This window comes from Rhodococcus sp. NPDC003383, assembly GCF_053589115.1.
Genome location: NZ_JBSFRG010000026.1, coordinates 41,371 through 62,594, shown reverse-complemented (window position 1 = coordinate 62,594; position 21,224 = coordinate 41,371). Strand labels below are relative to the sequence as shown.

Below are 21,224 nucleotides of genomic sequence, written 5' to 3'. Positions count from 1 at the left end.
GGACGGGCGGTGTCCGTGCGGAGTAGCGTGGGGAAAGAAACTCAGGTCTTTCGTTGCGATTCGGCTTGCGCTGAGCGGTCGAACGATGTTCGCTTTGACCAATCGATGCAATCGTCGTCACACCGGCGTTCCGGGCAACCGGGCGCCGGCAACCCAGAAGGAGGGAACCACCGTGGTCGCCGCGGCGGACGCCAAGAACTACGTTCAGAAGCTCGGTATCACCCACGACCACGTGGTTCAGGAACTCGGCTGGGACGAGGACGTGGACGACGAGATCCGCGCCGCCATCGAGGACATCACCGGTTCCGAACTGCTCGACGAGGACTCCGACGAGGTCGTCGACGTGGTCCTGTTGTGGTGGCGGGAAAGCGACGGTGATCTCGTCGACACCCTGATGGACGTGATCGGCCCGCTGTCGGACGACGGGGTCGTCTGGGTGCTGACGCCGAAGACCGGCCGCCCCGACCACGTCGAGCCCAGCGAGATCGCCGAGTCGGCGACCACCGCCGGTCTCACCCAGACGTCGGCCACCAACCTCGGCGACTGGACCGGCAGCCGGCTGGTGCAGCCGAAGGCCGCCCGTCAGAAGCGCTGAGCTCCGCTCACATCGACGCTGAGCTCCGCTCACATCGACGCTGAGCTCCGCTCTCCAGTAGTTCCACTACCAGCGAAGGATCGAACTGCCCGATGGCTATCGAGGTGGGCGCCGAGGCGCCCGATTTCACCCTGAAGGACCAGAACAACCAGGAAGTCTCGCTGTCGAGCTTCCGCGGCAAGAAGAACGTGCTGCTGGTGTTCTACCCGCTCGCGTTCACCGGTGTGTGCCAGGGCGAGCTGTGCGCGGTGCGGGACGACCTGCCCACCTTCGAGAACGACAACACCGCCATCCTCGCGGTCTCGGTCGGTGCGTCGCCCACCCACAAGATCTGGTCCGCCGAGCAGGGCTACACGTTCCCGCTGCTGTCCGACTTCTGGCCGCACGGTGAGGTCGCGCAGGCGTACGGCGTCTTCAACGAGAAGCTCGGCTTCGCGAACCGCGGCACCTTCGTCATCGACAAGGCCGGCATCGTGCGTTTCGCCGAGGAGAACCAGCCCGGAGAGCCCCGTGACCAGGGAGCTTGGGCCAGGGCGCTCGCCGCGCTAGAGTCCTGAGTCGACTCCGGCGGAACTCCGCCGGAGGTCGGGGCGTGTAGCTCAGTGGTAGAGCTCTGGTTTTACACACCAGCGGTCGGGGGTTCGAAACCCTCCGCGCCCACCATGTATCGGCGGTGAAAGTCCTGGTCAGGACTTTCTTGGTTGGCAGCCCACACCCGCTGTGCCTGCACTCGTTTTCGCTCGGGCTTCCGACGGGACGCTCGCTACCGTCCGGTCGGCGGACCGAGACAGGCTATTCGTCACTGGTGGACGTCCTATTCTTGGGCGTGGGGGTCCGGATTCTCGGATCGGTGGTGCTGGATGGCAGCGGAACTGTCGTGTGGATCGTGCGGCGCCGAACTGCCGACCAGCTCGAAATTCTGCAGCGAGTGCGGTGCGGCAGTTGTGACTGCCACGACACCTGCGGAGTACAAGCAGGTGACGGTGCTGTTCGCCGATGTGGTGCGGTCGATGGGCATCGCCGCCTCGTTGGATATGGAGCGGCTGCGCGAGATCATCACCGATCTGGTGGAGCGCTCGGCAGCGGCGGTGCGCCGCTACGGCGGGACCGTGGAGTTCACCGGAGACGGCGTGATGGCGACCTTCGGCGCTCCGGTTGCGTTGGAGGATCACGCCTTTCGGGCATGCCTTGCGGCGCTCGCCATCCAGGAGGAAGCGCACCGGTTGGCCTCGGAGGTGCTGCGTCGCGATGAGGTGGACCTGCAGCTGAGGGTCGGGCTGAATTCCGGTCGAGTGATTGCCGGCGAGATCGGCTCGGGCGCGTTGGGGTATGCGGCGATAGGTGAGCAGGTGGGGATGGCTCAACGCATGGAATCGGTGGCGCCGCCGGGCGGGGTGATGCTCTCGGATGCGACCGCGCGGCTGGTCGAGCAGGCCGCGGTGCTGGGAGACATCGAGCTGATGTCGATCAAGGGGAAGACCGAACCTGTGCCGGTGCGCCGGCTGGTGGGGATCGGCCCGCGGCGGGCCCTGGTCGGACGCGCGGAGGCCGGCCTGGTCGGTCGGCGCCGGGAGATGGCGGCGGTCGAGGAGATCGTGGACCGCGCCATCGGTGGCCGGGGTGGTGTGGTGAATGTGGTGGGAGCGCCGGGCATCGGCAAGTCGCGGATGGCGCGAGAGGCGACCGCGATCGCGGCCGCTCGGGGGGTCGAGGTGGTGTGGACGTTCTGCGAATCCCACGCCCGTGACATTCCGTTCCATGCGGTGACCGCCATGCTGCGTGAAGGTCTCGGCGTTGCCGACCTGGACGCGCCCCTGGCCCGCGCGCGGGTGAGGGAACGAGTGCCCGACGGCGACCAGCAGGATCTGCTGCTGCTCGATGATCTACTCGGCATCGCCGACCCCGAGGTGTCGCTGCCCCGATTCGACCCGGAGGCGCGGCGTCGGCGGGTGATCACGCTGATCAACGCCGTGTCGCTGGCCCGCACCGAACCGGCGGTGTTCGTCGTCGAGGATATCCAGTGGATCGACGAGGTCAGCGAATGCATGCTCGCCGACTTGCTCGAAGTCATCCCGCAAACCCCGTCGGTGGTGCTGATCACCGCCCGCCCCGAGTATCGGGGAGCGTTGACGCAGGTGCCCGGCGTTCAGACGATAGCGCTTGCCCCGCTGAGTGATTCGGAGACCATGGAGCTTCTGAACGAACTCCTGGGAACCGACGGCTCGATCGCGCCGGTCGGGACCCTCATCGCCGAGCGAGCCGCCGGGAACCCGTTTTTCGCCGAGGAAATGGTGCGCGAGTTGGCCGAGCGCGGCGTGCTGGTCGGCCGGCGCGGCCGCTATGTGTGTGGCGCCGATGTCGCCGATGTCTCGGTGCCGGCCACGGTGCAGGCCGCCATCGAGGCGCGTCTCGACCGGCTGAGCCCACAGGCGAAGCAGACGATAAGCGCAGCGTCGGTGATCGGTGCCCGCTTCGACGCCGGGCTGCTGGCCGCGCTGGGCATCGATGCGCTGCCCGGCGAGTTGCTGGGCGCGGAGCTGATCGACCAGGTGCGTTTCAGACCCGATGCCGAATACGCCTTCCGCCACCCGCTGATCCGGTCGGTGGCCTACGAATCACAGCTCAAGTCCGACCGCGCCCGATGGCACCGGCTCCTGGCCACCGCGATCGAGTCGGGCAACCCGGACTCGGCCGACCAGAATGCCGGGTTGATCGCCGAACACCTCGACGCAGCAGGCGAACTGCACGCCGCGTATGGCTGGCACATGCGGGCCGCCGATTGGGCGACGACCCGCGATGTCTTCGCTGCACGGTTCAGTTGGGAACGTGCCCGAAAAGTCGCCGACGCTCTGCCCGGCGACGACCCCGGCCGATTGTCGATGCGCACCGCCCCCCGCACCATGCTGTGCGCCACCGAGGCTTACAGCCCCGCACTCCAGGAATCTCGCGACCGCTTCGCGGAGCTGCGGGAGCTGTGCGAGGCGTCCGGGGACAAGCTCTCGCTGGCCATCGGCATGACCGCGCCGGCAGTCGAGCTTTTGTACGCCGGGCGGGCGCGAGAGGGCTCGCGGCTGGTATCCGAACAGACGGAGTTGCTCGAATCGATCGGCGATCCCACCGCGACTGTGGGATTGGCGGCCGTCGCGTTCGCCAACTGGTTGGATGCCGGCGAATTCGGCAAGATCTTGCGTTGGTCGCAAACCGTCATCGACCTGGCCGCCGGCGAGCCCGACATGGGCGCCGGCTTCGGCTTCGGATCACCACTCGCGGTCGCGGTGGCATTCCGTGGCACTGCTCGGTGGTGGCTGGGTCTTCCCGGGTGGCGTCAAGACCTAGACGACGCCGTCGCGATGGCCCGACACAGCACTCCGACAGCTCATTGCGTTGTCGTCATGTGGACCTACGGCTTCGCGTTCCTCTTCGGGGTGTTGCGGGCCGACGACACCGTGATGCGCGTGATCGAAGAGGCGGTGCAGACCGGCGAAAGCGATGGCAACGACGTCGTGAGCCTGGCCGAGTTCGCGCTGGGTGTCGGGCTGCTGAGCCGGGACACCGCGAGCGACCGTCGCCGGGGGCTGGAGGCGATGATGCAGGCCCGTGACGTATGGCGGCGCAGGCAGGTTGCTCGTCAAATGGCCCCGCTCGTCGAGATCTTGGCCGCCGGTGAGAGTGCCGGGCGCGGTGACCGCGATGCTGCGATACCGGTGCTGCGCCGAACTGTGAACGAGATGTTCGAGGCAGGACGGCCCTTCGTCGGCCTCGTCGGCACCGGCGTTCTGGTGGAGACGTTGCTCGAGCGAGGCACCGAGGACGACCTGGCCGAAGCCCGAGCCGCGATCGCCCGGTTGTCGAAGGTGCCGGCAACAGAACGCTGGGCGATCCGCGAGATCACCCTACTGCGGCTGCGTGCACTGCTGGCCCGGGCCCAGGGCGACGACGCCTACCGAGACCTGGTCGGCCGGTATCGCGCGCTCGCGGAATCACTCGGCTTCGAAGGACACCTCGCGTGGGCCCGGGCGATGTAGGCCCGACTCAGCCGGCCCGCAGCACCTCGACCGTCGTCCCCGACGGTCCGCTCACAGCACTGGCTGTGGCGGATACATGCTGCGGTCACAGCCGATACATCTCGCGTGCCATGGCGGAGTGCTCTTCTGCGTCGGTCAGCAGCGGTGGATAGTGACGCCGTGCGGGCCGTGCATCCGTGGACGAACTCACGAAGATTGCGCGCAGAGCGCCGATCATCCTGCCGATCGGATTCGTATGTGGGAACGCCAGAGCCGACGGATCGGCGGATGCGGCCACGAATTCAGACATTGTGCGCCTCCTGTCTCCCACGCTGTGATCGATCGTCACTCCCGAGCGCTGGACAGAGCGCAGTAGCGAGCCACTGCAATTTCACGTGGTCCGGGCGGGGCACTACTCGACCGGCGGCGCCGTACTCTCCACCCTCAGGGGGCGGTGTTCACTTGGTTCGCGCCCTTCGGCGCGGCAACAGGGCGGCGAGTTCGTCGCGGCTGGTGGTTCCGGTCTTCGTCATGGCCCGGTAGATGTGGCTCTCGACAGTGCGTACGGAGAGGGTCAGTCGACCGGCGATTGCTCGATTCGACAATCCCTCACCGATCAGCATCACGATCTCTCGTTCGCGATCGGTCAGCGGCAACGACGTGGTGGCCAGACGGAGGGCCGGGGTATCGGCGCCGCCACATTGTTCGGCGAGGGCATCTGCGCGCGCCGAGCATCCCAAGGCCGATCCACGTCGTTCTTGGATGCGGTACGCGAGGGCGGCATGGGCGGCCGCATCGACAGCGGCAACCATATCGCCCATGTGCTCGAAGTCCGTTGACACCGACTCCAATTCAGCACCGTCGCCGCGCCGGAGGGCGGACGCGAACCGGGCTGCCAGACCGACACGTGGACCCTCGACGATCGACTCCAGTCTGTGCAATCGGGGTGCCCCGGTGTGGTCCCCGAACTGGACGGCCGTCTGCAGACAGATCACTTCGGCCCCGAATTGTCCTTTGGCTGCCGCAGTTTCGGCCGCCGACAACAAGACGGTGATCGCCTCGCTGACGGCGCCCTGGCATGCGGTTGCCCACGCCCGGGCAAGGCTGCGCTCGTAGTCCAGAGTCCGAAAGGAACGTCGTAGTTTGTCGAGCGCGGTGAGCGCCTCGCTCGACGAACCGCGCATCGCGAGTGCAGTTGCGAGCGGGACCCGATAGCGGTACCCCCAGCCGATGGCATGGCCCGAGGCGGACAACGATACGGCTGTCGGGTCCAGCGTCGAACATGCGGTGTCGAGGTGACCCGCCCCGAGGGCTGCCCTCGCCGCGATCGCAGCGCCGAGTAGATGAGCCGCCCCCGGAAGATCGGCCGCTTGTCTGCGTACCCGCTCGGCCACCTCGACGGCTTCGCTCACTCGGCCGGATAGCAGCAAGGCGCTGACGTGTGCGTCGGCGATGTTGAATCGCATATGCGGAGCGTCGAAAGAGCGAGCCGCAACGTCGTAGCCGTCCTCTGCGACCGCCACGGCGTCGCCGGTGCGCCCGGCGTCGGCATATATGGAAGCAAGCACCCAGGCAACCTCGGCGCCGACGACCGGAGGCAGGTCGTCCGGCGCCAGCCTCTCCGCAGCTTGCATTGCCCTGTCCGGCTGGTCCATCGCAAACCGGTACACCGTGAGGAACGCGTCGATGAAGTGGCGGGCCTGCGGTGGTGTCGTGCACGACGCATCGTCGATGACTTGCTTCGCGCGCGCCGGGTCGCCGAGCGTCCACAGAAGGTTGCTCGCCCGCAGGAATGCGAATCTGGCCTTCTCGCTGTCCGTCAACCGGCCGGTGTGAATTGCGGTGAGTACGGAATCGGCTTCCTCGCCGCGACCCGACCAGGAAAGTGCATGCGCCCGGACGAAGGCGGGTTCCGGTCCGGCCCCGGCACGAATCGCTGCCTCCGCGAGTCGATCGGCGAGGGGCAGGTCTCCCAACCAGACAGCGCCCCGGGCGGCCCTGACGAGCAGTTCGGCGTCCGATGCGACGTCGGAGTCGAGGCTCAATGTGCCGCGGCGCACAACCACTCGCATGTCGTCCCGGTCATCGGATTCGGCGAGTTCTGCGGCGACCAGTCCGCGTAGCCGTCGAAGCCGAGTGGGTGCCGTGCGCCTGCGCCGTACCTCGGCGTAAAGCGGGTGCGCCACCCGTACCGCCATACCACCACCGACGGGTTCGAGTGTGATGAGACCGCGGGTGTCGGCCTCCTCGACCGCCGCTGGGTCGGCGATCCGGTTCAGGGCCGCCAGTTCGATCGGCTCCCCGACAGCCAGCGCGTCGATCACGTCGCCAACCTTCGCGGGAAGGGTGCCGATCCGGGTTTCGATCAGCTGGATCAGGCCCGACGGCATGGTCGGTTCGCCGATCCACCGCCAGCATCCGTGTTGCTGCACAATTCGGTGGTCGGCGACCTCCTGCTCGACGATGTTACGTAGATACAGAACGTTGCCACGAGTAAGGTTCCACAGCCGTCGGACCGCATCCGGATCCACCGATCCGTCGAGGGCAGCCGACAGCAGCGTGCCGGTCTCGTCGAGTGTCAGCGGCTGCAGGTCGAGGTGGTCGAACCGGCCGACCTTCCATATGTCCTGTGCCGCGGCAGGAATCGGTTCACCGTCGAGAACGGTGAGCAATACTTTCGCTGCACCGCGGTGCACGATCTGATGTATCACGAATGTCGACAGATCGTCGAGAAGTTGCACATCGTCGACGGCCACTACCACCGTGGCGCCGAACGATGTGGCGGTCAGCGCTTCGATGACCCCCCGGAGCAACTGAACGGTGTCGGTGACGCCCGACTGCGCCCACGCCGTGACTGCGCCCAGCGGAATTGCCCGCCCCGAAGACGTGCCGACCACCAGACGGCTGATGCAACCCTTCGACTCAGCAGCCGACAAGGCTTCGCGGGCGAGCCGACTCTTGCCCACACCGGCCCCACCGTGGACGACGATCCCGGAAACATCCGACGCCTCGATGACGGCCTCGATGGTTCGCATCTGCTCCGAGCGGCCGATCAACGGCCACGACGCACGCACCCGAGAAGCCTATCCCGACCTCTGGCTTTCACGTCCGGAAACCTCCTCGATGATCCAGGGTGGCGAGACGGTGGCGTGGTCGGCAGGTGCGGATGAGGTCCCGACGGGGTGGAGGGTCCGCGGCTCAGCTCAGGGTGACGGTGCACCCGGGCTGCAGGGTGACGACCGTATCGCGGCACATGATCTCGATCGATTCCTGATTCCCGGGCTCGGCAGCGACTTCGACCGTGCGTCCGCTGACCGTCAACCACAGCTTGCGGCCGCGGTAGTAGATCGGAAACTCGAGGGCGCCCAGGGTATCCGGCCATTGCGGACCGAGGACGAGACGGTCGCCGCGGACTTCGAGTCCGGTGAAGCACCTCTGCAGCAGGTCGATGCTGCCGGCCATGGCCGCGAGGTGGATGCCTTCCGACGTCGTCCCGCCCTGGATGTCGGTGATGTCGGAGGCGAGGACCTGCTCGAAGTACTCCATCGCCCGCTCGCGGTGGCTACGGGCGAGCACCCACGAATGCACCACGGCGCTCAGCGTCGAACCGTGGGAGGTCCGGGCGAGGTAGTAGTCGATCGTCCGGTGGATGGTTTCGGATTCGAGGACGTACCCGAGTTGTTCGAACAGTTCCCGCAGTTCGTCGGCGGAGAGGAGATAGAACAGCATCACGACGTCGGCCTGTTTCGACGCCTGGTAGCGGTTGACGTCGTCGCCTTCCGCTTCGAGGATCCGGTCGAGGCGGTGGATGTCCGGGTACTTCGCGCGGTATCGGTCCCAGTCGAGTTCGGCCAGCTCGCCGTAGCCTTCGAACTGGCTGATGACCTCGTCGTGGAACGGCACGAACATGCGGTGCCCGAGATCCGACCACAGCGTCATCTCCTGGGCATCCAGGTGGAGACGGTCGACGAGCTCGGCGCGGTTGTGCTGGGGGATGGCGGCGAGGGCCTCGATGGCCCGCCGGATCACCCAGACGGCCATGACGTTGGTGTACGCGTTGTTGTCGACGCCCGAGTACGGCGCGTCGGGGTAGCCGGAATGGAACTCGTCCGGTCCCATCGCCCCGCGGATCACGTAGCGGGACTTGGCCCGGTCGTACGACGCCAGACTGGCGAAGAACCGCGCGATCTCCACCAGCATCTCCGCCCCGAAATCGCCGAGGAACTCCACGTCCCCGGTGACCTGGTAGTACTGCCACACGTTGTAGGCGATGGCGATGCCGATGTGGTACTGGCGCCAACTCGGGTCGGGCAGCCATCTTCCGGAATCCGGGTTCAGGTGCAGTTGCTGGCTCTCCTCGCGGCCGTCGCTGCCGGACTGCCACGGGAACATCGCGCCCCGGTACCCGGCGGCGGTCGCGGCGCGGCGCGCTTCGGGGAGGCGACGGTATCGGTACTGCAGCAGCGACCGGGTCAGGGCCGGCTCGCGCAGGTTCAGCACCGGGAAGACGAACACCTCGTCCCAGAAGATGTGGCCGCGGTAGGCCTCTCCGTGGAGTCCGCGCGCCGGTACCCCCACGTCGAGGTCGGCGGTGTTGCGCGAGACGGTCTGCAGCAGGTGCAGCAGGTGGAAGCGCACGATCCGGGACGCTTCCTCGTGACCGGCGAGGTCGATGCCGACCCGGTCCCACAGGTGTTCCCACGCCAGGACGTGGCCGTCCAGGATCTCGTCGAATCGCCCGAGCCCCTCGAGCAGCCGGGTCGCCGCCTCGGCGGGGCCGGAGATCGCATGGTCACGGCCGGTGAACACGGTCACCGTCTTCTCCGCAGTGATCGAGGAACCTGCCTCCACATCGACGGTGAGATGGTGGCCGACACTGCCGTCCTCGTCGAAGAATCGGTAGTTGCAGGCGTTGCGGTTCCCGTCGGACCAGACGGTGGTCCGGGCCGCCACCGAGACCGGGATGCGCGACTGGTTCGTCTGCACCGTCAGAACCACCGAGTCGTGTGCCGCCTCCCGCGCCTCGACGGGTTCGAGGTGGTCACTGGCCAGATCGCGATACCGCTCGACGAGCGTGTTGCGGACCGCGCCGTCGATCGCCGTGCGGAACTCCACGCTGCCGCTCCAGTCGTGGGCCACGATCGTGGTCTGCAGCGCCCCCACGTGGGGCAGGTGCATCGCGACGAACCGGCGCTGGATCACGGTCGTCGTCCGGCCCTGCGGGTCGCGGTACCGCACCCGACGGGTGAGAACGGCGCGGCGCAGATTCAGGTACTGGCGGTAGTCCATCAGTTCGACGGAGTCGATGTCGAACCAGTGCCCGCCGTCGATGCGGAAGGTCATCGGCAGCCAGTTCGGGGCGTTCACCAGGCTTTCGTTCGTGATCACCGTACCCGCGCGGTCGTCGTGCAGCCGGTTGTACAGACCCGCGATGTAGGTGCCGGGGTAGTGCCACCGTCCGGCCACGGATTCCGGTGAGCACCCACGGGTGGCGAAGAATCCGTTGCCCACCGTGCACAGTGCCTCGCGCAGCTTTTCGCTCGGCGGATCGTAGTCGTCGTAGTACAGCATCCATCCACCCGCGCGGGACGGGCTCGCGGGGTCGCGGTCGACCAGATCGGCCAGGCGCTGGAGCAATTCGCGAACCTGCGCCGGATCGTTCACGGCGAACCGCGCGGCCGACCGGCGATCACCGGGCTCCTCGCTGCGGACCACGATCCCGATCCCCTCGGGAGACAACGCGTCGAACGCGTCCTCGTCCGAGGGATCGTCGCCGATGTACAGCGGCAGCAGCCCTTCCGCGCCGGTGACACGCCCGAGCACCCATCGCAGAGCCTCACCCTTGCCCCAGTCCGCGATGGGAAGAACCTCGAGCACCTTCCGGCCGCCGATGATCCGGAGAGAATCCTCGGCACCAGCGACCTCGTGCACGACGGCCGCGACCTCGTCGACGCGGTCGGCAGGCACGGCGCGATGGTGCACGGCGACCGAGAATCGTTTCCGTTCGATCACCACGCCCGGCACGGTGCGCAGGCGCTCTTCGAGCAGCCCGGACACCCGGTCGAGGGCCGATCCGGCGGCCGGAGCCTCCGAATGCTCGTACTGTCCACCCGTCGGTCCGGCGACGTCGAATCCGTGGCTGCCCACATACCAGATACCCGGTATCCCGACCCGCGCCTGCAGGTCCGGCAGGTCACGCCCGCTGACCACGACGACGGGGCATGCGTCCGCGAGCCGGCGGAGAACCTCGGCGGTGCCGTCGGTGAGCACCGTCGCTGCGGGGTCCGGCTCGAGGTTCGCCAGCGTGCCGTCGAAGTCGAGGAACAGCACCGGTGTGCGCACCCGCAGCAGCGTCGCCAGTTCGTGCCGGGAGGTCAGTGCGTCGGGTATCTCCGAGAGCCGGTGGTCGCCCGCCCGGATGTCGATCTCGCCCGGATCCCGGATCACCAGGGCGAACCCGGCTCGCTGCGCCGCAGCCGCGACGTCCTCGTCGGCGGTGATCACGACGGTGGCCGTGAGCGGTGACCGGAGCCGGGCGGCGACCTCCGAGGGGGTGGTGTCGGTGGCCACGATCGGAAGCGAATCGTCGTCTCCTGCTGTGTCGCCGGCCGCTGTGTCGACGCCTGCTGTGTCGAGCACCGACCGGGCGTCCCCGGTGGGGGAGAACACCGCGACGTCGACGCCGAGATCGCGCAACCGGTGCAGCAGCGCAACCGTCGAGTCGACGGACCGGCCGTCTTTCAACACGCCCACGTCGACGACGACGGCGCCGTGGTGGCGCAGGTCGATCAGCGGCAGGGGACCGGTCTCGTGTTCCGCCTGCACAGCGCCTCCCGGACGAACGAGCTCTACCCCTGGTGTTCTGATCATGGCACCGGAGAAGGCCGAAGAGTGGATACTTCGCGCAACACCGGCCGTCTGAGCAGCAGATCTCCGATCCGGGCCCTGCGGTGCACGAAATCGGTTTACCGTGCACAGGGGGTGCGCCGTTCGCCGGGGAACACAGGGAGCCACCGATGGGTGAACACAAGGTCTGGGTACGACCGATCGAATCGGTGAGCGCGGACGACGCGCCCACCGTCGGCGGAAAATCCGCCAACCTGGGCGAGCTCACACGGGCGGGATTTCCGGTTCCCGCCGCGTTCGCCGTCACCACCGACGCCTACCTCGACGCGATGCAGGCGGCCGGTGTGCGCGAAAGGCTGGCGGCCGAGGCGGTCCCGCCCCCCGACATCGACGACGCCACGCTCATCCGCACCTCCGCCGAACTCGCCGCGCTGGTGACCGAGTCGACGATCCCGGACGAGATGCGCGCGGACATCGTCTCGGCGTACGAGGCCCTCGGAACCAACATGCCGGTGGCCGTGCGATCGTCGGCGCCTGCCGAGGACGCGGCGGACACGTCGTTCGCCGGCATCCACGAGTCCTACACCAATATCATCGGCGCCGACGCGCTGGTGCGCGCCGTGCAGGCGTGCTGGGCGTCGTTGTGGTCCGAGCGGGCTCGCACCTACCGCGGGCTGCGCGGGGTGGCCGACGAGCCGTCCATCGCCGTCGTCGTGCAGGTGATGGTCAAATCCGAGTCGTCCGGGGTGGCATTCACCGCCGACCCCCGCACCGGCGAACGCGATCGCATCGTGATCGAGGCGGCGCTCGGCCTCGGCGAGGTCGTCGTCGGCGGGCAGGTCGAGCCGGACACCTACGTCGTCGCCAAGGACAGCTTCGAGGTGCTCGACGTCCACCTCGGGCATCAGGAGTTCCGGATCGCCTCGACCGACACCGGCGACAGCCGGGTCGCGGTCGATCCGGCCCGCGGCACCCGCGTGCTCGACGAGGACCAACTCGAGCGGGTCGCGCGTCTCGCCGCCGGTGTTGAGCAGCACTACGGTTCCCCGCAGGATCTCGAGTTCGCGTTCGCGGACAACGAATTGTGGATCGTGCAGACTCGCCCGATCACCACGCTCGACACGTCCTCGTCCGGTGGGCCGTCCGGAAACGGTGACGCGACACCGTTGTTGACCGGCCTCGGTGCCGGCCCCGGCGTGGCCACCGGGCGGGTGCGGGTGCTCCACGAACTGGTCGACGGCAAACGCCTGACCGACGGCGAGATCATCGTCGCACCCATGACCCGGCCGGACTGGCTGCCCATCCTGCGCCGCGCGGGCGGCATCGTCACCGACGGTGGCGGCATCACCTGCCATGCCGCGATCGTCGGGCGGGAACTCGGCAAACCGGTGGTGGTCGGGGCCCGCACCGCGACCACGGACCTGCGCGACGGGCAGCTGATCACCGTCGACGGCGATGCGGGCGCAGTGTTCGACGGGAAGGTCCAACCCGAGACCCGTCCGGCCGCGGCGGCGCCGGCGGTCCCGACGGCCATGGGTGCCGCGCCGACCGTCACCGCGACCTCGGTGTACGTCAATCTCGCGACGCCGGATGCCGCGGAGGCGGTCGCTGCCACCGACGTCGACGGGGTCGGATTGCTGCGGGCCGAGTTCATGATCACCGAGGCCCTCGCGGGGGAGCATCCGGCGCGCTTGATCGGGCAGGGGCGGCGCGACGAGTACGTGGCGAAGATGTCCGAGGGGGTCGCTCGGATCGCGGCGGCGTTCGCGCCGCGGCCGGTCGTGTACCGGGCGATCGACTTGCGCAGCAACGAATTCGCGGATCTCGAGGGCGGCGAGATCGAGCCGGACGAGGAAAACCCGATGATCGGCTATCGCGGCTGCTTCCGCTACGTCCGCGATCCGGAGCTGTTCTCATTGGATCTCGATGTGCTGCACCGGGTTCGGGAACAGCATCCCAACGTGCACCTGATGATTCCGTTCGTGCGCACCCGGTGGGAGCTGAAGGAGTGCCTGGCGCAGCTCGACGCGCATCCGCTCGGCTCGGATCGCCGGATGCTGCGCTGGATCATGGCCGAGGTGCCGTCGGTGGTGTACTGGCTGCCCGAATACGCGAAGCTCGGCATCGACGGGGTGTCGATCGGCACCAACGACCTGACCCAGCTGATGCTCGGCGTGGATCGCGACTCGGAGGTGTGCCGCGACCTGTTCGACACCATGGATCCGGCCGTCCTCGACGCGATCGACCACATCATCGAGCGGGCTTCGGCGGCGGGGCTGACCACCTCGCTGTGCGGCCAGGCCGTGTCGACGAGCACCGCACTCGCCGAGCACCTGGTCCGGCGCGGCATCACCTCGGTGTCGGTGACGCCCGACGCGGCGCCGCAGACCAGGCGGACGGTGGCGCAGGCCGAACAGCGGATCCTGCTCGACCGCGCCCGCGGAGCCGGAGCGTGACGTCGTGACCGGCACCGCCCCGGCGGATCTGCTCGATACTCACCTGCCGGTGTACGACGTCGCCCTCACCGAACAACTGGTGGTGGATGCGGAGGTTCCCGCCGTCTTCCGCGCTGCGCACGATCTCGACTTCCTCACCGTGCGAACACCTTTGCTGACCGCGGCGTTCTTCGTGCGTGGCCTGCCGGCACGCCTGTCCGGCAAACCGTCTCCGGAACTGCCCGCACTGCGACTGTTCGCCGATCCGGCGTCGAGTGGTCTGCCGGGCTGGCTGGTACTCGGGGAGGTACCCGATCGAGAGATCGCCTTCGGTGCGGTCGGCAAGTTCTGGAAGCCCGACATCGAATGGCGTGATGTTCCGCTCGACCGTTTCCGCGGGTTCGACGAGCCCGGCTGGGGGAAGATCGGATGTCACTTCTCGGTTCGAGCGAACGGGCCGGGGCGCAGCGTCGTCTGCTACGAATGCCGGACGCAGACCACCGATCCGGATTCGCGGAAGAAGATGATGCGCTACTGGTGGATCATCCGGCCGTTCGTCGGGCACATCATGCGCGCGACGTTGCGCACCATCGCAGCCGACGCGTATTGACGTGAGTGACTGCACTTCACGGAGCCGACGAGAGAACCCGAGAACGCAATGGGGACACCAGCAGAGGGGACACCGGCGGAGTCGATGCCGGACCGTCGCACCCTCGAGTCCGCGGTCGCGCTGGCCTGCCGCGCGCCGTCGCTGCACAACAGCCAGCCCTGGCGGTGGGTTCTCGGCGCGCACGCGCTGACGCTCTACAGCGACAACGACCGCATCCTGCCGGCCACGGACCCGTCCGGTCGTCAGATGGTGCTCTCGTGTGGGACTGCGTTGGACCACCTGCGGACCGCGCTCGCCGCGCAGCGGTGGTCCTCGGCGATCGAGCGGATGCCGCGCTCGCCGGACCGGCAGTGCCTCGCGACATTGCGGTTCCGTCGGCTGGACGAATCGTCCGACACCGAACCTTCCGACACCGGGGCCCGCTTGGCGGCGGCGATCGCCCGTCGACGCACCGAGCGGTTGCCGATGGCCGCACCGCCGGAGTGGCCCTCCACCGTCACGCTCCTGCAGGAACTCGCCGAGGACGCCGGTGCGCACCTCGACGGGATCGGCGAGGACGAAAGAGCCGCCCTCGACGACGTGTCCCGCCGAATCAGCGGGGAGAAGCGCGCCGACCCCGCCTACCTGTCGGAACTGAACTGGTGGACCGGGCACGCGATGTTCCCCGAGGGCGTTCCCGCCGACACCCTGCCGGCCGCCGGGAGCGCGGTGGCGGTCGAGCGGGAGTTCCCGCCCGGTCGCGCGACGAGCGAGACCTCCGGCGAACAGGACCACGCGGCGATCCTGCTGCTCTCCACTGCCACGGACCGACGGCTCGACTGGCTGCGGTGCGGCGAGGCCCTGTCGGCTGTGCTCCTCGCCTGCACCGACCGCGGACTGGCGACCTGCACGGTCACCCACCTGACCGAGTCCGAGGATTCGCGGGCGTTCCTCCGGGGGCTGACCGGGGACGGCGTCCCCCAGGTGCTGATCAGGGCCGGCGTCCGCACGCCACCCGGTCCGGAGACCCCGACGCCGCGCCGACCGCTCTCCGAGGTTCTGTTCCGGGAACACCCGGAAGCGGACTCGCGATAGCGGCGGCACGGGTGGGCTACCGGCGATCGAAGCTCGCGTGCATCTCCCAGATCAGGATCTCGGCGACGGTGACCGCAGTGACTCGCTGGCCGCCGGATCCGGTCAGCCGCAGCGCATCTCCGTGCTCGAGTGGTCCCGAGCCTTCGACGTCGACGGTGCCGCGTGCGACGCACAGGTGGCCGAACGGTGCGTCGGGGATCGTCACCGTCTGTCCCGGCTGCAATCGGGTGGCGTGCAGACCGGCGTACCTGTTGTGCAATCCGACGGCGGCGTCGTTGCGGTGGCGGGGCAGGCCGGACGCGACGACGACGAGTGCGCCCGCGTCGAGTTCGGCATCGATGGGCAGTTCCTGGTAGCTCGGCTCGATGCCGGGTTCGTCCGGCGGAATCCACATCTGGATCACGTGGACGGGTTCGGTGACCGACGATCCGTCCGCGCGGCTGTGGTCGTTGCGTTCGGAGTGCAGGATGCCGCGGCCCGCGCTCATCCGCGAGTCCCGTCAGCGACGGTGCGCCCGCTTCTTCTTCCTCTTGTTCTTCTTCCGGGTGCGGGATTTCGGCTCGGGCGGTGGTGTCGACACCGCCGCTTCCGCGGACGCCGCGGGTTCGCTGTCCGCGGGGTCGTCACCCGGCGCGGGCGGGGACAGCGACCGGGCGGCCTCCCGGCGCAGGCTGTCCATGAGTTCGGGGGAGCGCAGCAGGAACGTCGCCTCCCGCAACGCGGTGTACCGGGCCAGCGAGATCAGCACCGCATTGCCCTGGTCACCTACGATCTCGACCGCGACCGTGTCGCCGTTGACCTCGCGGACCAGGCTCTTCAGATTCTTGCGTGCGGATTTCACCGTGGTAGCCGGCACCGGCATCGACTCCCTTCGCTTCGTGTCCGAATTCGCATCCTCGCATCGACGGGTCCGTTTCGGGCCGGGACACGACAATCGGACGGCATCCGAACAAGATCAGGACTCGGTGGTCCAGTTGACCCCGGTGCGCTCGATGTAGGCGGCGACAGCCTCCTCGACCGTGCCGAAGAAGTGCGCCGGTTCGATGGCCTCGGCCAGGCCGTAGCGGTCGATCTTCATCCGGACCGGGTGCTTGAGCTCGGCGAACACCAGTGACGTGCCCTGGGCGTCGAGTTCGCGATCGAGTTCGAACAGCACGTCCGCCGCGGTGGTGTCGACGTCCGTGATCGGTTCGGCGGCGATGAGGATCCACCGCGGTTTCGGGTCGCTGCGGGCCAGGCGGCGCACGTTGTCGCGGAACGTCTTGACGTTGGCGAAGAACAGGGGCGCGTCGAACCGGTAGATCTCGAGGCCGGAGAGGTGCCGCGCGCCGGGATGCACGGTGACGTCGTGGAATCCCTCGAGGCCGGGCACGCGGCCTAGGACCGTCTGATACGGCCACCATGCCCGCCGGAAGATGTTGAAGACCGACAGCAGCACCGCGACCGCGATGCCCGGCAGCACGCCCAGAATCGCGACACCCAGGAACGCGACGATCGACAAGGTGAACTCGGTCCGGCGCTGATGCCACAACCGGACGGTCCCGGGAATGTCGGCGAGCGACAACGAGGCGGTGATGACGATCGCGGCCAACGCCGGCTGGGGGAGATTGCGGAACAGGCCGGGCAGCAACACGATCATCACGAGGATCAGCACCGCACCGGTGACGCCGGTGAGCTGCGTCTTCGACCCCGAACGTTCGGCGACCGCGGTCCGGGAACCGCTCGTACTCACCGGGAAGCCCTGGAACAGCCCGGCGGCCACGTTCGCGGCACCGATCCCGATCATCTCCTGGTTGCCGCGGATCTCCTGTCCGGTGCGCGCCGCGAACGACGACGCGGTGGAGATCGTGTCGGTCAGCGACACCAGCGCGATCCCCACCGCACCGGCGAACAGCAACGCCAGGTCGTCCACTTCCAGGTGCGGAATCGTCAGCGGCGGGAAACCCTGCGGCAGTTCCCCGACGAGCGACACGCCGCGGTCGGCCAGCCCGAATGCCGAGGCCGCCGCGATCGCCAACACCACCATCACCAGCACCGCCGGGATCTTCGGAACCCACCGCTGCATCGCGAGGATCAGGGCGATCCCGCCGATCCCCACCGCGACCGCCGCTCCGTTGGTCTCCCCGTTCGCCACACCCCGCACGAATCCGGTGACGTCCCCGAAGAAGTTCTCCGAGTCCACCGAGAACCCGAACAGCTTCGGCAACTGGCCGACCAGAATGGTCAGGGCCAGGCCGTTCATGTAGCCGATCATGGTGGGCTTCGAGATCAGGTCGGCGATGAAACCGAGCTTGGCGATCGACGCGAGGATCATGACGACACCCACCATGATCGCGAGCATCGACGCGAGCGCGACCGCCCGCGCCGGGTCGCCTCCGGCCGCGACGAGCGGCAGGATGGTCGCCGCGATCATCGGGCCCAGCGACGAATCCGGGCCGAGCACGAGAATGCGGGACGGGCCGAACACCGCGTACCCGAGCAGGCACAGGATGCTCGTGTAGAGGCCGGTGATCGGGGGCAGCCCGGCCAGTTCGGCGTACGCCATGCCCTGCGGGACGAGCAGAGTCGACAGCACGATGCCGGCGACGATGTCCTTCGCGAGCCAGTTCCTGCGGTAGGTTGCAACGGCCTCGAGTCCGGGCATCACACCGAACAGGGACGTCGCCGTACGCCGGTGCGTCATCGCTACATTGTGCGGTCGGCTGGGCGACAACTCATGCCGAATCGCCCGTACCGCCTTCGAACTGCTCGACCACCCACGAAGACGCTGCGCGCCCGTCGGATTCGAAAACGATTTGACGGCCGTCTCCGAACGGCAGGAGACTGGCACCTTCCGAATCGGCGGCGACAGTGGCGGTCGACCAACCATCCAGAAAGTTCCTCGACATGCAGACATCACAGGCGCAAGAGCACCTGGACGCCGACGCCGAGGAAAGGATGGCACCCGGAAGCGGACTGCTGATCGGTGTGCTGGTCGTCGCGACGTTCGTGATGATCCTCAACGAGACGATCATGAGCGTCGCCCTGCCGCGGCTCATGGTGGACCTCGACATCTCCGCGAGCACCGCCCAGTGGCTCACCACCGGGTTCCTGCTGACGATGGCCGTCGTCATCCCGACCACCGGCTATCTGTTCCAGCGCTTCCCGCTGCGGCCGATGTTCATGGCCTCGATGGGTGTGTTCAGTCTGGGCACGCTGTTCGCGGCGTCCGCGCCCGGGTTCGGGCTGCTGCTGGCGGGCCGGATCACCCAGGCGGTGGGCACGGCCATCATGCTGCCGCTGCTGATGACCACCGTGCTGCGTGTCGTGCCGGCCGCCCGGCGCGGACGGATGATGGGCATCATCTCCATCGTCATCGCGGTCGCACCCGCGATCGGCCCCACCATTTCCGGCATCGTTCTCGACGCGTTCGACTGGCGCTGGATGTTCTGGATCGTCCTGCCGATCTCGCTCGTCGCGTTCACCGTCGGATCGGTCCTGGTCAAGAATGTCACCACCACCGGCAAGGCCCCGCTCGACGTGATCTCGGTCGTGTTGTCGGCGCTCGCGTTCGGCGGCATCGTCTACGGGCTGAGCAGCATCGGCCACTCCGCGGAGGACTCGCAGGTCCCGGCGTGGGTGCCGCTCGCCGTCGGCGTGGTCGCGCTGGCCGTGTTCGTGCTGCGGCAGATCTCCCGGCAGTCCGACGGCCGCGCGCTGCTCGACCTGCGCCCGTTCTCGACGCCGGCGTTCAGCCTCGGTCTCGGCATGCTCGTGATCAGCATGATGGCGCTGTTCGGCGCCCTGATCCTGCTGCCGCTCTACCTGCAGAACGTCCGCGGCATCGACATCCTCACCACGGGTCTGCTGTTGCTGCCCGGTGGCCTCGTCATGGGCGTCCTGTCGCCGTTCGTCGGCCGGATCTACGACCGCACCGGCCCGCGCGTGCTCGTCATCTCGGGCGCAGCCGTCGTCGCCGCGGCGCTGTGGCTGATGGCGATGCTCGACACCGAGTCACCACTGCCGATGGTCGTGCTGATCCACTCGCTGCTGATGGGTGGACTCGCGTCGGTCATGACACCGCTGATGACCTCGTCGCTGGGGTCGCTTCCGGACGAGCTGTACTCGCACGGAAGCGCGATCTTCAGCACGATCCAGCAGCTGGCCGGCGCCGCCGGCACGGCACTGTTCGTCACGGTCATGACCTACACGGCGACCAACCGCCTCGCCGAGGGGGCCACCGAGATCGACGCCGCCCAGGCCGGTATCCACACCGCGTTCCTGTACGGCGGGATCGTCTCGCTCCTCGCGCTGGCCGTGTCGTTCTTCATCGGACGGCCGGAACGCACCCCGGTGACCGAGGCGCACCCGGTCTCGCCGAGCAGCACGGTCGCCGAATAACCGGGCGCGCGGTCGGTCCTGTCAGTCGCCGTCGGTGCCGGCGGTCTTGTACGCCTCGGCCAGCAGCGTCGCGACGTGGTCGTCGAGTTGGTCCGGCGAGGTGATGCTCAGCCGGTGGGTGGTCACCGTGTCCGTCGTCGGGAACGCCTCCCGCAGCTGTGGGTGATGGATGCGGCGCTGCAGATCGATCGCGACCTCGAGTCGCGTCGAGTACACGAACGCCGCCGCGAACACCCGGTCGCGGGCCCATGCGACATCCGACCGGCGCACGCGCTCGTCGACATCGGCGCCGAGTGCCAGCACCATGTCCCGGAACCGGAGGAACCCCTCGACGCCGGCGGGGTCCTTGTCGGCCAGATAGTCGTCGACGGACGCGTACATCGGATGCTCCTCGGGCGTTTCGCGGTTGTCGTGCGGTGCGCTCACCGCGACCGGCCGTAGCGGTCGGCAAGTTTCTCTTCTGTGGTGCGCGGCGCCGGCGGGGTCTCCGGGTCCGGTACCTCGGCGGTCTGCGCCTTCTCCTTGCGTCGTTCGCGCAGCTCCGCCCACACGACGTAGCCGAGCCCCAGCGGCGCCATGATGCCGAACGCCAGCCACTGCAGGCCGTACGACAGGTACGGTCCGGCGTCGAGCTGCGGCAGCGGGATGGTGCCGAGACCCCCGGGCTGCCCCTCGGCGAGCTGCAGGTAGCCGCCGGCCAGGTCGATGCCCGTGGCGGCCGCGACCTGCGGGGTGTCGATGTAGTACACCTGCAGGAACCCGGCGTCCCGGAACGGTTCCTTGCCGGGCACGGTGCCTTCCGACATGCGGATGCGCGCCTCGAGGGTCACCTGCCCGGTCGGGGCAGGCTCGATCGCCGGAACCTCGGTGCCGAGTGCGGGACGGACGTAGCCGCGGTTGACCAGCACCGCGCGCCCGTCGTCCAGGGTGAACGGGGTGAGCACCTCGTACGCGGGCTGGGACTCGACGCTGCGCAACCGGACCAGCACGTCGGAGTCCGGAAGGTAGCTGCCGGTCGCGGTGACCCGTCGCCACTCGTCGTCCTGCGCGGGTTCCCCGTCGCCGACCAGCTCACCGACGGGAACCGGATCCTGCGAGAGCGATTCGGCGATCCGGTCGTTGCGTTCACTCGTGCTGGTGTTCTTGCCGAGCTGCCACGGCGCGAGGACCGTGAAGCATGCGTAGGCGAAGCCGACGACCACCACGGCCAGCAAGAACCAGCTCGGGCGCAGCAGAAACTTCAGACGTCGCACGTGTCCACGGTAGCCCGTGAGCTGTGC

Annotated in this window: 14 protein-coding genes, 1 tRNA gene and 1 pseudogene; 8 read left to right on the top strand and 8 right to left on the bottom strand. The window is 68.3% G+C overall.

Annotation, left to right across the window (positions count from 1 at the left end; genetic code table 11):
- Positions 1–172: 172 nt before the first annotated feature.
- The 4 genes from ACWDTS_RS20995 to ACWDTS_RS20980 all read left to right on the top strand — a co-directional run bounded on the left by ACWDTS_RS20995 (position 173) and on the right by ACWDTS_RS20980 (position 4,620).
- Entirely contained in the window at positions 173–595 is a 423-nt protein-coding gene (locus ACWDTS_RS20995; RefSeq protein WP_450118952.1) for a DUF3052 domain-containing protein, read from the top strand.
- Between the two features lie 92 nt (positions 596–687).
- Positions 688–1,152 carry a peroxiredoxin gene (locus ACWDTS_RS20990; RefSeq protein WP_197257811.1) on the top strand — a complete coding sequence of 155 codons (465 nt, stop codon included), beginning with the start codon at positions 688–690 and terminating at the stop codon, positions 1,150–1,152.
- 31 nt (positions 1,153–1,183) lie between these two features.
- Positions 1,184–1,258, top strand: a tRNA-Val gene (locus ACWDTS_RS20985).
- A 197-nt stretch (positions 1,259–1,455) separates the two neighbouring features.
- A complete protein-coding gene (locus ACWDTS_RS20980) occupies positions 1,456–4,620 on the top strand; it encodes an AAA family ATPase (protein WP_450118951.1) in 3,165 nt (1,054 codons plus the stop codon).
- 85 nt (positions 4,621–4,705) lie between these two features.
- Here the strand turns inward: ACWDTS_RS20980 and ACWDTS_RS20975 are convergent, their stop codons facing one another.
- The 3 genes from ACWDTS_RS20975 to otsB all read right to left on the bottom strand — a co-directional run bounded on the left by ACWDTS_RS20975 (position 4,706) and on the right by otsB (position 11,424).
- Positions 4,706–4,909, bottom strand: coding sequence for a hypothetical protein (locus ACWDTS_RS20975; protein WP_197250970.1), 204 nt, complete (start codon positions 4,907–4,909; stop codon positions 4,706–4,708).
- Positions 4,910–5,057: 148 nt separating this feature from the next.
- Entirely contained in the window at positions 5,058–7,673 is a 2,616-nt protein-coding gene (locus ACWDTS_RS20970) for a helix-turn-helix transcriptional regulator (protein WP_368862569.1), read from the bottom strand.
- A gap of 124 nt (positions 7,674–7,797) precedes the next feature.
- Positions 7,798–11,424: a trehalose-phosphatase gene (gene otsB / locus ACWDTS_RS20965; protein WP_450118950.1), complete on the bottom strand. Its 3,627-nt coding sequence runs from the start codon at positions 11,422–11,424 to the stop codon at positions 7,798–7,800.
- Between the two features lie 191 nt (positions 11,425–11,615).
- Here otsB and ppsA point away from each other — a divergent pair, with 191 nt between their 5' ends.
- The 3 genes from ppsA to ACWDTS_RS20950 all read left to right on the top strand — a co-directional run bounded on the left by ppsA (position 11,616) and on the right by ACWDTS_RS20950 (position 15,564).
- The gene (gene ppsA, locus ACWDTS_RS20960; protein WP_450118949.1) at positions 11,616–13,901 is read left to right on the top strand and encodes a phosphoenolpyruvate synthase; all 2,286 of its coding nucleotides are present in this window, start codon (positions 11,616–11,618) and stop codon (positions 13,899–13,901) included.
- A gap of 4 nt (positions 13,902–13,905) precedes the next feature.
- Entirely contained in the window at positions 13,906–14,490 is a 585-nt protein-coding gene (locus ACWDTS_RS20955) for a hypothetical protein (protein WP_248675316.1), read from the top strand.
- 84 nt (positions 14,491–14,574) lie between these two features.
- Positions 14,575–15,564, top strand: a complete 990-nt coding sequence (locus tag ACWDTS_RS20950; protein ID WP_450118948.1) for an Acg family FMN-binding oxidoreductase — start codon at positions 14,575–14,577, stop codon at positions 15,562–15,564.
- A 16-nt stretch (positions 15,565–15,580) separates the two neighbouring features.
- Here the strand turns inward: ACWDTS_RS20950 and ACWDTS_RS20945 are convergent.
- From ACWDTS_RS20945 to ACWDTS_RS20935, 3 genes and pseudogenes are all read right to left on the bottom strand, one after another.
- Positions 15,581–16,054, bottom strand: a pseudogene (locus tag ACWDTS_RS20945) (pirin family protein); the annotation flags it as partial.
- Positions 16,055–16,063: 9 nt separating this feature from the next.
- Entirely contained in the window at positions 16,064–16,426 is a 363-nt protein-coding gene (locus ACWDTS_RS20940) for a type II toxin-antitoxin system Phd/YefM family antitoxin (protein ID WP_450118947.1), read from the bottom strand.
- A gap of 93 nt (positions 16,427–16,519) precedes the next feature.
- Positions 16,520–18,247, bottom strand: a complete 1,728-nt coding sequence (locus ACWDTS_RS20935) for a SulP family inorganic anion transporter (RefSeq protein WP_450118946.1) — start codon at positions 18,245–18,247, stop codon at positions 16,520–16,522.
- Between the two features lie 203 nt (positions 18,248–18,450).
- Between ACWDTS_RS20935 and ACWDTS_RS20930 the strand changes: the two genes are divergently transcribed.
- Positions 18,451–19,944 carry a DHA2 family efflux MFS transporter permease subunit gene (locus ACWDTS_RS20930; RefSeq protein ID WP_450118945.1) on the top strand — a complete coding sequence of 498 codons (1,494 nt, stop codon included), beginning with the start codon at positions 18,451–18,453 and terminating at the stop codon, positions 19,942–19,944.
- 21 nt (positions 19,945–19,965) lie between these two features.
- Here ACWDTS_RS20930 and ACWDTS_RS20925 read toward each other — a convergent pair whose 3' ends face one another.
- Together ACWDTS_RS20925 and ACWDTS_RS20920 are read right to left on the bottom strand one after the other, a co-directional pair.
- Positions 19,966–20,325: a DUF5655 domain-containing protein gene (locus ACWDTS_RS20925; protein ID WP_197251015.1), complete on the bottom strand. Its 360-nt coding sequence runs from the start codon at positions 20,323–20,325 to the stop codon at positions 19,966–19,968.
- A 41-nt stretch (positions 20,326–20,366) separates the two neighbouring features.
- Complete coding sequence (locus tag ACWDTS_RS20920; protein ID WP_197250977.1) at positions 20,367–21,197, bottom strand: SURF1 family cytochrome oxidase biogenesis protein; 831 nt, start codon at positions 21,195–21,197, stop codon at positions 20,367–20,369.
- Positions 21,198–21,224: the final 27 nt, after the last annotated feature.